Origin of the sequence: Janthinobacterium sp. BJB304 (genome assembly GCF_002735765.1) — a bacterium.
Taxonomy (GTDB): domain Bacteria; phylum Pseudomonadota; class Gammaproteobacteria; order Burkholderiales; family Burkholderiaceae_D; genus Janthinobacterium.
In genome coordinates this window covers 229,911-244,935 of record NZ_PDZN01000009.1, presented here as the reverse complement: position 1 = coordinate 244,935, position 15,025 = coordinate 229,911, and the positions used below count along the sequence as shown (strand labels likewise).

Annotated in this window: 12 protein-coding genes; all 12 read right to left on the bottom strand. The window is 63.9% G+C overall.

The window, feature by feature from the left end; genetic code table 11:
- Nucleotides 1-466: 466 nt before the first annotated feature.
- Nucleotides 467-973 carry a peroxiredoxin gene (locus CSQ95_RS13390; protein WP_070222479.1) on the bottom strand — a complete coding sequence of 169 codons (507 nt, stop codon included), beginning with the start codon at nucleotides 971-973 and terminating at the stop codon, nucleotides 467-469.
- A 223-nt stretch (nucleotides 974-1,196) separates the two neighbouring features.
- Nucleotides 1,197-2,405, bottom strand: a complete 1,209-nt coding sequence (gene ftsZ / locus CSQ95_RS13385) for a cell division protein FtsZ (RefSeq protein ID WP_034784974.1) — start codon at nucleotides 2,403-2,405, stop codon at nucleotides 1,197-1,199.
- Between the two features lie 154 nt (nucleotides 2,406-2,559).
- Entirely contained in the window at nucleotides 2,560-3,792 is a 1,233-nt protein-coding gene (gene ftsA / locus CSQ95_RS13380) for a cell division protein FtsA (protein WP_010394955.1), read from the bottom strand.
- Nucleotides 3,793-3,841: 49 nt separating this feature from the next.
- A complete protein-coding gene (locus CSQ95_RS13375; RefSeq protein WP_070312913.1) occupies nucleotides 3,842-4,660 on the bottom strand; it encodes a cell division protein FtsQ/DivIB in 819 nt (272 codons plus the stop codon).
- Nucleotide 4,661: 1 nt separating this feature from the next.
- A complete protein-coding gene (locus tag CSQ95_RS13370; protein WP_070222483.1) occupies nucleotides 4,662-5,630 on the bottom strand; it encodes a D-alanine--D-alanine ligase in 969 nt (322 codons plus the stop codon).
- A gap of 1 nt (nucleotide 5,631) precedes the next feature.
- Entirely contained in the window at nucleotides 5,632-7,035 is a 1,404-nt protein-coding gene (gene murC, locus CSQ95_RS13365; RefSeq protein WP_070222485.1) for a UDP-N-acetylmuramate--L-alanine ligase, read from the bottom strand.
- Between the two features lie 10 nt (nucleotides 7,036-7,045).
- A complete protein-coding gene (gene murG, locus CSQ95_RS13360; protein ID WP_099409850.1) occupies nucleotides 7,046-8,140 on the bottom strand; it encodes an undecaprenyldiphospho-muramoylpentapeptide beta-N-acetylglucosaminyltransferase in 1,095 nt (364 codons plus the stop codon).
- Complete coding sequence (ftsW, locus tag CSQ95_RS13355) at nucleotides 8,137-9,348, bottom strand: putative lipid II flippase FtsW (protein ID WP_070290157.1); 1,212 nt, start codon at nucleotides 9,346-9,348, stop codon at nucleotides 8,137-8,139. Before ftsW ends, murG begins: the two co-directional genes overlap by 4 nt.
- A complete protein-coding gene (gene murD / locus CSQ95_RS13350) occupies nucleotides 9,348-10,904 on the bottom strand; it encodes a UDP-N-acetylmuramoyl-L-alanine--D-glutamate ligase (RefSeq protein ID WP_099409849.1) in 1,557 nt (518 codons plus the stop codon). The genes ftsW and murD overlap by 1 nt, the downstream gene beginning before the upstream one ends.
- Entirely contained in the window at nucleotides 10,904-12,079 is a 1,176-nt protein-coding gene (mraY, locus tag CSQ95_RS13345) for a phospho-N-acetylmuramoyl-pentapeptide-transferase (protein WP_070222491.1), read from the bottom strand. Before mraY ends, murD begins: the two co-directional genes overlap by 1 nt.
- 2 nt (nucleotides 12,080-12,081) lie before the next feature.
- Nucleotides 12,082-13,512 carry a UDP-N-acetylmuramoyl-tripeptide--D-alanyl-D-alanine ligase gene (gene murF / locus CSQ95_RS13340; RefSeq protein WP_099409848.1) on the bottom strand — a complete coding sequence of 477 codons (1,431 nt, stop codon included), beginning with the start codon at nucleotides 13,510-13,512 and terminating at the stop codon, nucleotides 12,082-12,084.
- A complete protein-coding gene (locus CSQ95_RS13335; protein ID WP_099409847.1) occupies nucleotides 13,512-15,020 on the bottom strand; it encodes a UDP-N-acetylmuramoyl-L-alanyl-D-glutamate--2,6-diaminopimelate ligase in 1,509 nt (502 codons plus the stop codon). The genes murF and CSQ95_RS13335 overlap by 1 nt, the downstream gene beginning before the upstream one ends.
- Nucleotides 15,021-15,025 lie beyond the last annotated feature (5 nt).

Below are 15,025 nucleotides of genomic sequence, written 5' to 3'. Positions count from 1 at the left end.
GCGACCAAGCCATCGGTACAGTAAACGTAAAAACGGCGCCGATGGCGCCGTTTTTTATTGCGTAGGTTGGATTAGCGCGCAGCGCGTAATCCAACAATGCCAGAGCAAACGTGATGCCAATTCCGCTCGTCGGCTTACGCTGCGCTAAGCCGACCTACGCCGACCTGCGTCTGGCCTACGCTTGGCCTACGTCAACCTGCGATCTGCTTAGGCCAGCTGGCTCAGCTGCAGGACGACTATTCGTTCAGCATCGATGCAGCCATGTTCGAAGCGACCAAGCCATCGGTACAGTAAACGTAAAAACGGCGCCGATGGCGCCGTTTTTTATTGCGTAGGTTGGATTAGCGCGCAGCGCGTAATCCAACAATGCCAGAGCAAACGTGATGCCAATTCCGCTCGTCGGCTTACGCTGCGCTAAGCCGACCTACGCCGACCTACGTCTGGCCTACGCCAACCTGCGATCTGCTTAGGCCAGCTGGCTCAGCAAGGTCTCGGCATTCGACACTTCAAACTTGCCGCCCTGCTCGACGTTCAATTGCGTCACGACGCCATTGTCGACCAGCATCGAGTAGCGCTGCGAGCGCGTGCCCATGCCGTGCTTGGAAAAATCGGCGTCCAAGCCCAGGGCCTTGCTGTAGGCGGCGTTGCCGTCAGCCATCATGCGTACGACGCCGGTGGCTTTCTGGTCGCGGCCCCAGGCGCCCATCACGAACGCGTCGTTGACGGAGATGCACCAGATTTCATCGACGCCCTTGGCTTTCAGGTCGGCGGCGTGCTTGACGTAACCTGGCACGTGCTGTGCGGAGCAAGTCGGGGTGTAGGCGCCTGGCAGGCCGAAGATGGCGATCTTCTTGCCCTTGACCAGGTCTTGCACGTTGAACGTGTTCGGGCCCAGTGCGCAACCTTCGGTTTCGCTTTCGATGAATTCGGCCAGGGTGCCTTCTGGCAGGGTGTCGCCGATCTTGATGGTCATGTTGACTCCTTGTGTACTGTCGGTTAAGGACGCCGCCCGCTCCATGGAGCGGACGGCGCCCGTGATCTGGTTCTGCCGGCATGATGCCGGCACTGCGCGATAGTATGCCTGACTTGCCGTATTTGTGCAGAAAGCGGCCGGAAAGGCAAAGCCAAAAATCAAAAAACGGCAAAAAAAACGGCGGCCCTCAGGCCGCCGTCATCGTTACTGACATCAGATCACCTTAATCTGCTTGCTTACGCAGGAAGGCGGGGATGTCGTAGGTTTCCATGCCATTCTTTTCCATCGCGCGCACCTGCTCGGAAGCCGACTCGCGGCGCCATACTGCCGGCGCCTTCATGCCGTCGAAACCGGCTGCCGGCGTGGCCACGCCAACCGTCGTCGTCGCCGCTTGCGCGCTACCCATGGCAGCCGACGGGGTCAGCGGGCTGTTGTGGGTGCCGGTGCGCAGCACTTGCTGCGGTACCAGCTGGATGTTTTTCTTCGCGCGGCCCAGGCCCGTGGCCACCACGGTAACCCGGATATCGTCGCCCATGGCGTCGTCGTAGGCGATACCTTGCGCTATCGACGCGTCCGGCGCGGCAAACGCGCGCACGGCGGCCATGACTTCCTTGATCTCCTTGCCTTTCAAGCCACGGCTGGCCGTGACGTTGACCAGCACGCCGCGCGCGCCAGAGAGATCAATGCCGTCCAGCAGCGGCGAAGCGACAGCCTGTTCGGCGGCGATGCGCGCGCGGTCGACGCCGGACGCCGTCGCCGTGCCCATCATGGCCTTGCCCTGCTCGCCCATGATGGTTTTCACGTCGTTGAAGTCGACGTTGATATGGCCAGGCACGTTGATGATTTCGGCGATGCCGGCCACCGCGTTGTTAAGCACATCATCGGCGTGCTGCATCCATTCCAGCATGCTTTCGTCTTCGTAGATCTCTTCCAGTTTTTCATTGAGGATGATGATCAGCGAATCGACGTGCAGGGACAGTTGCTCCAGGCCTTCGTCGGCGATGTCCATGCACTTCTGGCCTTCGTACGAGAATGGCTTGGAGACCACGGCCACCGTCAGCGCGCCCAGTTCCTTGGCCACTTCGGCCACGATAGGAGCGGCGCCCGTGCCCGTGCCGCCGCCCATGCCGGCGGCGATGAAGACCATGTGCGCGCCGCGCAGCGAATCGGCGATGCGCGCGCGCGATTCTTCGGCCAGCTGGCGGCCGACGGCAGGCTTCATGCCGGCGCCCAGACCGGTATCGCCGATCTGGATGATGTTGTGGGCCTTCGATGTCGACAGGGCCTGTGCGTCGGTGTTGGCGGCAATGAACTCCACGCCCGACATGCCTTTGTTGATCATGTGTTGGACTGCATTGCCACCCGCACCGCCGACGCCGACGACCTTGATGACGGTACCTAAAGCTGTGTTATCGACCATATCGAACTCCATGATGTGCTCCTATCAGATGCGGTTTCCAAGCGCCAGGCCTCATATTGGTAGGAGAACTGGAGATTGAAAACTGCGGTTAAATATAAAATAAAGTTATGTGTGTGTACCTGCGATGCTGCCAAAAAACCTGTACTGCCGGGCGTAAATCATGCCCTTAAAAATTCCCTAAAAACCATTCCTTCATGCGCTGCCAGACTGCCTTCACCGAGCCGTCCTGACGCGTCACGATGTGGCCGCGCAGGTATTGCTTCTTCGCTTCCAGCAGCAGGCCCAATACCGTGGCATAGCGCGGACTGCGCACCACGTCGGCCAGCTGGCCCCGATACTCGGGCGTGCCCAGGCGCGCCGGTTTCAGGAAAATATCTTCGGCCATTTCCACCATGCCGGGCATGATGGACGTGCCGCCCGTGAGCACGATGCCCGACGACAGCACGCCTTCGTAGCCGGATTCGCGCACCACCTGGTGCACCATCGCGAACAGCTCCTCGACCCTCGGCTCGATCACTGCCGCCAGCGCCTGGCGCGACAGGTTGCGCGGGCCGCGGTCGCCCAGGCCCGGCACTTCCAGCGATTCGCCGGGGTCGGCCAGGACCTGCTTGGCCACGCCATAGCGGATCTTGATTTCTTCCGCTTCCGCGGTCGGGGTACGCAAGGCCATGGCGATGTCGTTGGTGATCTGGTCGCCGGCGATGGGAATGACTGCCGTATGGCGGATCGCGCCATCGGAAAATACCGCCACATCGGTCGTGCCGCCGCCGATGTCGATCAGCACCACGCCCAGTTCCTTCTCGTCGGGCGTGAGCACCGCATCGGCGGACGCCATCGGCTGCAGGATCAGGTCCGACACTTCCAGCCCGCAGCGGCGCACGCACTTGACGATGTTCTGCACCGCCGACACGGCGCCGGTGACGATATGCACCTTCACCTCCAGGCGGATGCCGCTCATGCCGATAGGCTCGCGCACATCTTCCTGGCTGTCGACGATGAACTCTTGCGGCACCGTGTGCAGCAATTGCTGATCGGTCGGAATGTTAACCGCTTTTGCCGTCTCGATGACGCGCGCCACGTCGGTCGCCGTCACTTCCTTGTCCTTGATGGCCACCATGCCGCTGGAATTGAAGCTGCGGATATGGCTGCCCGCAATGCCCGCGTACACATTGCGGATCTTGCAGTCGGCCATCAGCTCGGCCTCTTCCAGCGCGCGCTGGATGGACTCCACCGTGGCCTCGATATTGACCACTACGCCTTTTTTCAGGCCCTTCGATTCGTGCTGGCCCAGCCCGATCACTTCGTGGCGCCCATCGGACATCACTTCGGCTACCACCGCCACCACTTTCGAGGTGCCGATGTCGAGGCCGACGATCAGGTTTTTCGCGTCTTTTGTCATTTCTTTCGCCTAGTTTTTTGGGCTATTAATTGATTAATTGAGTATTCGGTTAAGCCGGTTTTTTAATCGGACTGCCATTTTTCTTCTTGATCGCCGGCGCCGGCCTGCCATCCTTGCCTTCGGCCGGTATCACCAGGCCGGCTGAACTGAGCGCCAGGCCATTCTGGTAGCGCATATCGATCGTGTCGATATTTTCCAGCCGGCTTGCCAGCTGCGGGTAGATACCCACCAGCCGGTCGACCCGCGCTTTCAGGGTTGTATGATTCTGCTCGCGCCCCAGCGCCACGCTCATGCCGTTATTCAGTTTCACCGTCCACGCATAGCGGCTCGACAGCGACAGGGTTTCCGGCACCATCTTCAACGGCGCAAACCACTTTGCCAGCTGCACGTAGGTGGCCAGCACTTCCTTCTCGCTGCCATCGGGGCCGGCAAACGCAGGCAACTCATGGTCGTCTTCGGCTTCGGCCACATTGGCTGTAAACACATCGCCCTTGACCGACAGCAGGCGTCCATCTTCGCCCCAAGTGCCCAGCGCCTCGTGTTCTTCCAGCGCCACGATCAACTGGTTCGGCCACTCGCGCCGCACGCTGGCGCGGCGCACCCAGGGCACCGATTCAAACACGCCGCGCACGCTTTCCAGATTGGTCGTGAAAAAATTGCCCTTGATGCGGCCCAGTGTGCCGCTGCGCAGGGTCAGGTAATTCACGTGGCGCAGGCCCTTGTCGTCCGCGCTTTCCACCTTGATCGTGCGCAGGTCGAACATGGGACGCTGCGACACCCACCAGACGCCGGCGGCCACGCACACGACCAGAACCGCGGCCAGCAAGCCGTTGGCAGTCGTATTGAGGCTTTTAGCGTCATGCCACATATCAGCGCTGTCCCTTGTGCATTTTCAGGCTTGCGCCGGAAACGATTTCCAGGCACAGGTCTTCATAGCTGGTGCCTTCCGCGCGCGCCGCCATCGGCACGAGCGAGTGGCCCGTCATGCCTGGCGACGTATTCACTTCCAGCAAAAACAGCTTGCTGTCGGCCGCGCGCATCAGCACATCGACCCGTCCCCAGCCTTCGCAGCCGAGGGCGCGGTAGGCCGCCAGGGCGATGCGTTCCATCTCGGCGATGATCGCCGGGTCCAGCTGCGGCGGGCAGAAATACTGCGTATCGTCCGTGAAGTACTTGTTCTGGTAATCGTAATTGCCTTGCGGCGCGACGATTTCGATCGGCGGCAGCGCGCGCGCCGCGGCGCCCTTGCCCAGGATCGCGACGGTGAACTCGCGGCCCTTGATGAATTCCTCGGCCAGCACCGAATCATCGAGGCCGGCGGCGATGTCGTAGGCCGCCTGGAAGGCCGAGGCCTCGTTGACCGTCGTGATGCCGATGCTCGAGCCTTCATGCGGCGGCTTGACGATCAGCGGCAAGCCCAGTTCCGCGGCGACCTTGGCCAGGTCGGAGCTGTCGTCCAGCACCGCGTACTTCGGCGTCGGCAGCTCGTGCATCAGCCAGATCATCTTGGTATAGACCTTGTCCATGCCCACCGAGCAAGCCATCACGCCGCTGCCCGTGTACGGGATGCCCAGCTGTTCCAGCGCGCCCTGCAGGCTGCCGTCTTCGCCGAAGCGGCCGTGCAGCGCGATGAAGACGCGGTCAAACTTCTCAGCGGCCAGTTCGGCCAGGCTGCGTTCGCCCGTGTCGAAGCCATGCGCATCCACGCCATGGCTTTTCAAAGCGGCCAGCACGCCCGCGCCGGACATCAGCGACACTTCGCGCTCGGCCGAGCGGCCGCCGAACAGGACGCCGACCTTGCCCAATTGTTTAACGTCGATAGCTGAAGCTTGGTTCACGTCAGGCCTTTACAGTGTGAGATTGATACGTTGTCAGTTGATTCGGGATGCCGCTGATGGAACCGGCGCCCATGGTCAGCACGACGTCGCCGTCGCGCGCCACGCTCATGATGGTGTCGGCCATGTCCGTCATGGACTCGACGAAAATCGGCTCGATCTTGCCGCGCGCGCGCAGCGCATGCGCCAGTGCGCGGCCGTCGGCGGCGACGATAGGCGCCTCGCCCGCCGCATACACTTCGGACAAGAGCAGCACGTCGGGCGCACCCAATACCTTGACGAAATCCTCGAACAGGTCGCGCGTGCGGCTGTAGCGGTGCGGCTGGAACGCCAGCACCAGGCGGCGGCCAGGATAGGCGGCGCGCGCGGCGGCCAGGGTCACTTCCGTTTCCACCGGATGGTGGCCGAAATCGTCGACCAGCGCGAAAGTGCCGCCGTTCGGCAGCGCCACGTCGCCATAGCGGGTAAAACGGCGGCCCACGCCGGAAAACTCGGCCAGGCCCTGCTGCGTGGCGCTGTCGGCGATGCCGATTTCGCGCGCGATGGCGATCGCCGAGCAGGCATTCTGCACATTGTGCATGCCGGGCTGGTTCAGCACCACGTCGAGGTCCGGATAACCTTCCTGCAGCACGGTGAAATGCATTTCCAGGCCCACGGCGCGCGCGTTGATGGCGCGCACTTGCGCGTCTTCCGCGAAACCGTAGGTGGTGACGGGCTTGGTGACGGACGGGATGATGGCGCGCACGTGCGGATCGTCGATGCACAGCATGGCGCGGCCATAGAACGGCAAGCGGTGCGTGAACTGCACGAAGGCCTGCTTGAGCTTCTCGAAATCGTGCTCGTAGGTGTCCATGTGATCAGCGTCGATATTCGTGATCACTTCGATCATCGGCGTCAGGTTCAGGAACGAGGCGTCCGATTCATCGGCTTCGGCCACCAGGTAGTCGCCCGAGCCCAGCTTGGCGTTCGCGCCGGCGCTGGTCAGACGGCCGCCGATGACGAAAGTCGGGTCGAGACCGCCCTGCGCCAGCACGGAAGCGACCAGGCTGGTGGTGGTGGTTTTGCCGTGCGTGCCGGCGATGGCGATGCCGCGTTTCAGGCGCATCAATTCACCGAGCATCACGGCGCGCGGCACCAGCGGAATCTTGCGCGCGCGCGCGGCCGCCACTTCCGGATTGTCTTGCGGGACGGCGCCCGACGTCACTACCGCATCGGCGTCGCCGATGTTCTCGGCCGCGTGGCCGAGCATGACGGTCGCGCCCAGGCTCGCCAGGCGCTGCGTCGCCGCATTGCTGCCCAGGTCGGAGCCCGACACCTTGTAGCCGAGGTTGACCAGCACTTCGGCGATGCCGCTCATGCCGCTGCCGCCAATGCCGACAAAGTGGATATTGTTTACTTTATGCTTCACAGAGCTAACCTCATGCCAATTTTTCCAATACGTGTGCGATCGCCTCATTGGCGTCGCGCTTGCCTGCTGCCAGTGCCGCCTGCGCCATCTGCTGGCAGGTCTCGCGCGTCAAGGACGCCAGCAGAGTGCTCAGCGACACTGCACTCATTTCCGTCTGCGGCAGATGAATCGCCGCGCCTTGCTTCGCCATCCATTGCGCGTTGTCGCGCTGGTGGCTGGTGGTCGACGCCACCAGCGGCACGAGCACGCTGGCCACGCCGGCCGCCGTCAATTCCGACAAAGTGATCGCGCCCGCGCGGCAGATCACCAGGTCGGCCTCGGTATACGCCCTGGCCATGTCGTCGATGAAGTCGACCACGTTCGCTTGCACGCCCGCCTGCGCATATGCAGCGTGCAGGGCGTCGATATTCTTCTTGCCCGACTGGTGCGTCACCAGCGGGCGTTCGCCCTCCGGCATCAGCGCCAGCGCGGCAGGCAGGCTGTCGTTCAGCGCTTTCGCGCCCAGGCTGCCGCCCACCACCAGGATGCGCAGCGGTCCGCTGCGTCCCGCGAAACGCGAGGCAGGCGGCGCCATGGCGAGGATCTCGGCGCGCACGGGATTGCCCGTGACGACGGCCTTGCCGGCGGCGCTGCCGAAATCGGCGGGAAAACCGAAGCACACCTGCTGCGCCAGCGGCACCAGGGTCTTGTTCGACAGCAGCAGCGCCGCATCGGCATTGACCAGCACCAGCGGCACCCCCTTCAGACGCGCCATCAGGCCGCCCGGCACGGTGACGTAACCGCCCATGCCCATCACCACGTCCGGCTTGCGGCTGGCGATGAAACGGCGGATGGCAAAGAAGCTCGCCAGCATCCTGAAGCCACCCTGAATGGTGTGCGCCAGGCCCTTGCCGCGCATGCCGGAAAATTCGATGGCGTCCATGGGAATGCCGCTTTTCGGCACCAGTTCCTGCTCCATGCCATGGGTCGTGCCCAGCCAGCTCACTTCCCAGCCGCGCGCGCGCATCGTCTGCGCAATCGCCAGGCCCGGGAAGATATGGCCGCCGGTGCCGGCCGCCATGATCATCAGTCTTTTCGTCGTTTTCAAATTCGTCACGTTGTTCATAGCCGGCCTCCGCGCATCAGGATCCGGTTTTCGTAATCGATGCGCAGCAAAATCGCCAGGCCGATACAGTTAATCAGTACGCCCGTGCCGCCATAACTCATCAAGGGCAAGGTCAGTCCCTTGGTCGGCAGCAGACCCAGGTTCACGCCCATGTTGATGAAGGTCTGCACGCCGATCCAGATGGCGATACCTTTCGCCGTCAGGCCGGCAAAGGTCTGGTCGATGGCGATCGCCTGGCGGCCGATGTCGAAGGCGCGCTTGATAATCCAGTAGAACATGCCGATCACGACCAGCACGCCCACCAGGCCCAGTTCCTCGCCGATCACGGCCAGCAAAAAGTCCGTATGCGCTTCGGGCAGGTAGTGCAGCTTTTCCACGCTGCCGCCCAGGCCCACGCCAAACAGTTCGCCGCGCCCGAAGGCGATCAAGGAGTGCGTCAGCTGATACGCCTTGTTCAGCGCATTGTCTTCCTGCCACGGATCGAGATACGCGAAAAACCGCTCGCGGCGGAATTTCGACAGGGCGATGATGGTGACGAAGATCGCCGTCAGCATGGCGCCGATGCCGCCGAACCAGATGGCGTTGACGCCGCCCAAAAACAGGATGCCCATGGCGATGCAGACGATCACGCCGAAGGCGCCCAGATCGGGCTCCATCAGCAGCAGCAAGCCGACGAAGCTGACGGCCAGCGCCATCGGCATGAAGCCCTTGGTCAGCTTGTGCATGTATTCCTGCTTGCGCACCGTGTAGTCGGCCGCGTACAGCACCATCACCACCTTCATCAGCTCGGACGGCTGCGGCCGCAGACCCGGAAGATTCAGCCAGCGGCGACCGCCGTTGACCGACACGCCCAGGCCCGGTATCAGGACCATCACCAGCAGCACCAGGGTGCCGATGAACAGCCACGGCGCGATTTTTTGCCAGGTCGCGATGGGGATGCGGAACACCAGCGCGCCCGCGATCACCGACACGCCGATGAACAGCGCCTGGCGCACGACAAAATAATTGTTCGTGTAGGCGGCGAACTTGCGCGCGTCCGACAGCGAGATCGACGCCGAATACACCATCACCATGCCCAGCAACATGAGCAGCAGGACCACCCATACCAGCGGCTTGTCATAGTCCATCATCTTCGACTGCCGCGCGCGGCTATCCAGCGGCTTGGCAGCCGAGCCGGAACCAAAGCTGAAGGGCAGTTGGAAGGCCATCAGATATCCTGTCCGTTTTCCAGGGCGATGTCGCGCACGGCGTCGACAAACACCTGCGCGCGGTGCGCATAGTTCTTGAACATGTCCAGGCTGGCGCAAGCGGGCGACAGCAGCACGGCGTCGCCGGCCAGCGCCAGGCTGCTGGCGCGCTTGACGGCTTCCGGCAAGGTGGCGCAATCGATGATGTCCACGCCGGCCGGCTCGAGCGCCGCGCGCAAGGCTGGCGCATCGCGGCCGATCAGCACCACGGCGCGCACATAGCGCGAGACCGGTTCGGCCAGCGGCGAGAAGTCCTGTCCCTTGCCGTCGCCGCCGGCGATCAGCACCAGGCGCTGTTCCGCGCCGCCAAACGCCTTGCCCAGGCCGGACAACGCGGCCACTGTCGCGCCCACGTTGGTGCCCTTGCTGTCGTCGTAGTATTCGACCTCGCCCACGGCCGTGATCAGCTCCACGCGGTGCGGTTCGCCCTGGTATTCGCGCAAGCCATGCAGCAGCGGCGCGAACGGCAAGCCGATGGCGCGGCACAGGGCCAGCGCCGCCAGCGCATTCGAGGCGTTATGCTGGCCGCGGATTTTCAGCGCGTCGGCCGGCATCAGTTTCTTGGCCATCGTCGGCACCGGTTCCGGCGCCGGATCGTTCTTCCTGCGTTTTTTCTCGATCACTTCTTCGCTGGGCACGGCTTGCGCCAGCCAGAAGATACCGCGTTCATTGACCAGGCCAAAGCTGTCCACTTCCGCCGGCTCGCCCGTGCCGAAGGTGATCGTCTCGGCCAGCGGATCGGCCATGTGCATGACGGCCGCATCGTCGCGGTTCAGGATGCGCACGGTCTGCTCGCCGAAGATGCGCGCCTTGTCCTTGGCATACGCGGCCATGTCGCCATGCCAGTCCAGGTGATCCTGCGACAGATTCAGGACCGTGGCCGCATCGGCCTGCAGGCTGAACGTGGTGTGCAGCTGGAAGCTGGACAACTCGAGTATCCACGCCTGCGGCAAGGTGCCGGCGACGGGTTCCGCCGCTTCAGCGTCCGCATCCACCGGCTGCGGCGCAGGCTCGGCATCGAGCACTTCGCGCAGCACGTCCAGCGCGGCGGGGCTGATATTGCCGGCCACGCGCGTGATCAATCCGGCGCGCTCGCACAGCAGGCCTACCAGACTGGTGACCGTCGTCTTGCCATTCGTGCCCGTGATGGCGATGACTTTCGGCGCATAGCCGCGCTCCGCCTTGAGCGCCGCCAGGGCCTGCGCGAACAGTTCGATCTCGCCCCACACGGGGATATTTTTTTCCTGCGCGGCCGGGGCGATTCCAGCCAGTTCGCGGCCCGGCGCCAGGCCGGGGCTGACGGCAACGAAGTCGACGCCATCGAGCAGCGCGGCCGTGAAGGCGCCGGCGATGAACTGCGCCTGCGGCACGGCAGCCTGCAACGCGGCCAGGCGCTCTGGCGCCTCGCGCGTATCGGCCACGCGCACGCAGGCACCGCTGCGGGCCAGCCACAGGGCCATCGCCAGCCCCGATTCGCCGAGGCCCAGTACCAGTGCGGTTTTAGCGTCGTACATCATCAGCGCAGCTTCAAGGTGGTCAGGCCGAGCAGCACCAGCATCATGGTGATGATCCAGAAACGCACGACAACCTGCGTCTCCTTCCAGCCTTTTTGTTCAAAATGGTGATGCAATGGCGCCATCAGGAAGACGCGGCGGCCCGCGCCAAAGCGCTTCTTGGTGTACTTGAACCAGACGACCTGGATGATCACGGACAGCGTTTCGACGACGAAGATGCCGCCCATGATGAACAGGACGATTTCCTGGCGCACGATGACGGCGACGGTGCCCAGTGCGCCGCCCAGTGCCAGCGCGCCAACGTCGCCCATGAACACTTTCGCGGGGTGCGTGTTATACCAGAGGAAGGCCAGTCCGGAACCAGCCAGCGCGCCGCAGAAGATCACCAGTTCGCCGGCGCCCGGAATGTGCGGGATGAACAGGTAGCGTGCATACGTGGCGTTGCCCGTCAGGTAGGCGAACAGGCCCAGGGCCGTGCCCACCATCACGGTCGGCATGATGGCCAGACCATCGAGACCGTCCGTGAAGTTGACGGCGTTGCTGGTGCCGACGATGACGCAATAGGTCAGCGCGATGAAGCCCCACACGCCCAGCGGATAGCTGATGGTCTTGAAGAACGGGACGATCAAATCGGCCTTCGGCGGCAGGTCCATGGCGAAGCCCGACTGTACCCAGGCGTAGATCAGGTTCCACACGTGGCCCGCGTCAGGTTCCGACACGGAGACGGAAAACGCCAGGTAAAACGCGGCGACGATGCCGATCAGCGACTGCCAGAAGTATTTTTCGCGCGAGCGCATGCCTTCCGGGTCCTGGTGTACCACCTTGCGGTAATCGTCGGCCCAGCCGACGGCGCCAAAGCCCAGGGTGACGATCAGGACCGGCCAGATGAAGCGGTTCGACAGGTCGGCCCACAGCAAGGTGGAAATGCCTATGGCGATGAGGATCAGCACACCGCCCATGGTAGGCGTGCCGTGTTTTTTCAGATGCGTTTGCGGGCCGTCCGTACGCACGGCCTGGCCGACCTTCATGCGCGTGAGCATGCGGATCACGGCGGGGCCGGCGCACAGGCCGATCAAAATCGCCGTCAAGGTGGCGAAGACGGCGCGGAAAGTGATGAAGTTAAAGACCCGCAATGGGCCAATGTCGTCCTGGAAATAATGAGCGAGCCAGAGCAGCATGATTAGTGAGCTTCCTTGTTATTGTTGTTTGAACCAATCAAATGCTGCACGGCCCGTTCCATCTTCATGAAGCGGGAGCCCTTGATTAATACTGTTGCATCCGAACGGCCGGACAAATGCGCATCGAGCGCCGCCAGCAAACCGTCGAACTGTTCGAAATACTCCACGACCGTGCCCGATTCCTGGCTGGCGGCTGCCTGCGCCGCACTCACCAGATGGCGCGCCAGGCCGCCCGTCGCCAGCACGTGTTCGATGCCTTTGGCGGCGGCGTAGGCGCCGATCTCTTCGTGGAACTGCTGCCCCTGCGTGCCGACTTCGCCCATCTCGCCCAGCACCAGGATGCGTGGTGCCGCGGCCTGCGCCAGTACATCGATGGCCGCGCGCGCCGAATCCGGATTGGCGTTATACGTGTCGTCGATGATGGTGGCGCCGTTGGCGGCACGTTTTTTCTGCAGGCGGCCGTTCACGGGCGCGAACGCCTCCAGGCCCTGCTTGATATGTTCGATGGCGATGCCAGCGCCCACGGCGCATGCCACAGCGGCCAGCGCATTGCGCACATTGTGTTCGCCCGCCGCCTGCAGGCCAACGAAGAACTGGCGCAAGGCGCCGTCCTGCGCGCGCACGCTGACGAACAGGTCGCTGCCAAAATCCTCGGCCGCGCGGTGCGTGCAGCTCACGTCCGCCTCTTTCGACAGGCCGAAGGTGATGACGGCGCGCGCGCCGGCCAGCTCGCGCCACAGGGGCGTGAATTCATCGCCATGCGGGAAGACGGCCACGCCGTCGTCGGCCAATGCCGCCAGCGCGGCGCCGTTTTCGCGCGCTACCGCTTCGACCGTATGCATGAATTCCTGGTGCTCGCGCTGCGCATTGTTGACCATCGCCAGAGTCGGCGCGGCAATCGCGGCCAGGCGCGCGATTTCTCCCGGATGGTTCATGCCCATCTCGATGACGGCCGCCTTGTGTTCTTCATTCAGGCGGAACAGGGTCAATGGCACGCCGATCTCGTTATTCAGGTTGCCGCGCGTGGCCAGGCGCGCTTCTTCGCCAAAGGCCGCCGCCAGGATGGATGCAATCATCTCCTTGACGGTGGTCTTGCCATTGCTGCCGGTGACGCCGATGACGGGCACATTGAAACGGCCGCGCCAGAAATTGGCGATGCGGCCCAGCGCGGCCAGGGTATCGGGCACCACGATGGCCGCTACCTTGCCGCTGTCCCAGCCTGCGGGCAGGCGCTCGACCACCACGGCTGCGACGCCGCGTGCGACCACCTGCTCGAGGAAGTCGTGGGCGTCGAAACTCTCTCCGCGCAGGGCGACGAACAGCGACCCGGCCTGGGCGCTGCGGCTGTCGGTGGAGACACCGTCAAAAACGGCGTCGCCCGCCCGCTGCGCGCCGTCCAGCGACGGCATCAGTTCTGTCAGAGTGCCGCGCATCAGTTCGTCCTCATCATGGTCAGGCGCGCGGACAGGGCCAGCTGCGCATGGTCGGCGTCGGAGAACGGCAGTTTCTTGCCCTTGATTTCCTGATACGGTTCATGGCCCTTGCCCGCCAACAGGATCACGTCCGGCTTGGCGGCGTGCTTGATGGCCGACAGGATGGCGGCGGCGCGGTCTTCGATGGCCTGCGGCTGCGGGCGGTCTGCGCGCATGCCGGCGACGATCTGCGCGATGATGGCGTGCGGGTCTTCGCTGCGCGGATTGTCGCTGGTGACGAGCACGTGATCGGCCAGCTGCGCGATGGCGCCCATCTGCGGACGCTTGCCCGGATCGCGGTCGCCGCCGCAGCCGAACACGCACCACAGCTGGCCGCCCCGCTCCTGCGCCACCTGGCGCAGGGCGGCCAGGGTTTTTTCCAGCGCGTCCGGCGTATGGGCGTAATCGATGACGACCATCGGCGCTTCCTGACCGCCCACCTGCTGCATGCGGCCCGGGGCCGGCTGCAAGGATTCGATGCCGTCGATGGCGGCGCGCAGGCCGGTGCCGTGCGCCAGCAAGGCGCCCAGCACGGCCAGCGCGTTGCTGATATTGAAGTGGCCCACCAGCTGCGTCTTGACCAGCGCCACGCCCAGCGCGCATTCGAGGTGGAAGTCGGTGCCGGCATTGCGGCTGCGAAACTGGCTGGCGCGCAGCATCAGCACGCCCGGCAGGTCGGGCAAGGCGGCCGCATCCTGCAGGGTATAACCGATGACGGGATATTCGCCGGCCAGCTTGCCATCCACGTGCGCCGCCAGGCGCAAACCCATGGGGTCGTCCAGGTTGATGACGGCCGTTTTCAGGCCGGGCCAGTCGAACAGCTTGACCTTGGCCGCCTCGTAGGCCGCCATGTCGCCATGGTAGTCGAGGTGGTCGCGCGTCAGATTGGTAAACATGGCGACGTCGAAATGCATGCCGGCCGCGCGATCCTGGTCCAGGCCGATCGACGACACTTCGATGGCGACGGCCTTGGCGCCTGCATCGCGCATGGCGGCCAGCTTGCGTGCCAGCAGCACGGCGTCCGGCGTCGTGTAGCCGGTGACGTCGAATTCGATGGCGCCGCGCGGCTTGCACAGGCCTACGCCCAAGGTCCCGATGACGGACGATGTTTCGCCCAGGCGCGCCAGGGCTTGCGCCAGCCACAAGGCGCACGAGGTCTTGCCGTTCGTGCCCGTCACGCCGGCGCTGAACATGGCGCTGTCGGGCATGTCGTAAAAAGCATGCGCAACGGGGCCGGCCAGGCGTTTCAGGTTGCTGACCAGCAGGTGCGGCACGCTCCATGCGGCGTTCCATTCCACGGCGTCATGCACGATGGCGGCGGCGCCCTGCGCGATGGCGGCGGCGATGAAATCGGTGGCGCCCGCATAGGCGAAAAACACGTCGCCGCGCTGCACGCGGCGCGAATCGGACGTCAGCTGCCCGGACGGGGCAGCCGTTTTGATCCACAAACTGATGTCTTGTATGGTCATGAGTG

Excerpts from the sequence above, each read along its gene's own strand:
- CSQ95_RS13390 (WP_070222479.1), bottom strand. The coding sequence starts at position 973 with ATGACCATCAAGATCGGCGACACCCTGCCAGAAGGCACCCTGGCCGAA.
- ftsZ (WP_034784974.1), bottom strand. The coding sequence starts at position 2,405 with ATGGAGTTCGATATGGTCGATAACACAGCTTTAGGTACCGTCATCAAG.
- ftsA (WP_010394955.1), bottom strand. The coding sequence starts at position 3,792 with ATGACAAAAGACGCGAAAAACCTGATCGTCGGCCTCGACATCGGCACC.
- CSQ95_RS13375 (WP_070312913.1), bottom strand. The coding sequence starts at position 4,660 with ATGTGGCATGACGCTAAAAGCCTCAATACGACTGCCAACGGCTTGCTG.
- murG (WP_099409850.1), bottom strand. The coding sequence starts at position 8,140 with ATGAACAACGTGACGAATTTGAAAACGACGAAAAGACTGATGATCATG.
- ftsW (WP_070290157.1), bottom strand. The coding sequence starts at position 9,348 with ATGGCCTTCCAACTGCCCTTCAGCTTTGGTTCCGGCTCGGCTGCCAAG.
- murD (WP_099409849.1), bottom strand. The coding sequence starts at position 10,904 with ATGATGTACGACGCTAAAACCGCACTGGTACTGGGCCTCGGCGAATCG.
- mraY (WP_070222491.1), bottom strand. The coding sequence starts at position 12,079 with ATGCTGCTCTGGCTCGCTCATTATTTCCAGGACGACATTGGCCCATTG.
- murF (WP_099409848.1), bottom strand. The coding sequence starts at position 13,512 with ATGCGCGGCACTCTGACAGAACTGATGCCGTCGCTGGACGGCGCGCAG.
- CSQ95_RS13335 (WP_099409847.1), bottom strand. The coding sequence starts at position 15,020 with ATGACCATACAAGACATCAGTTTGTGGATCAAAACGGCTGCCCCGTCC.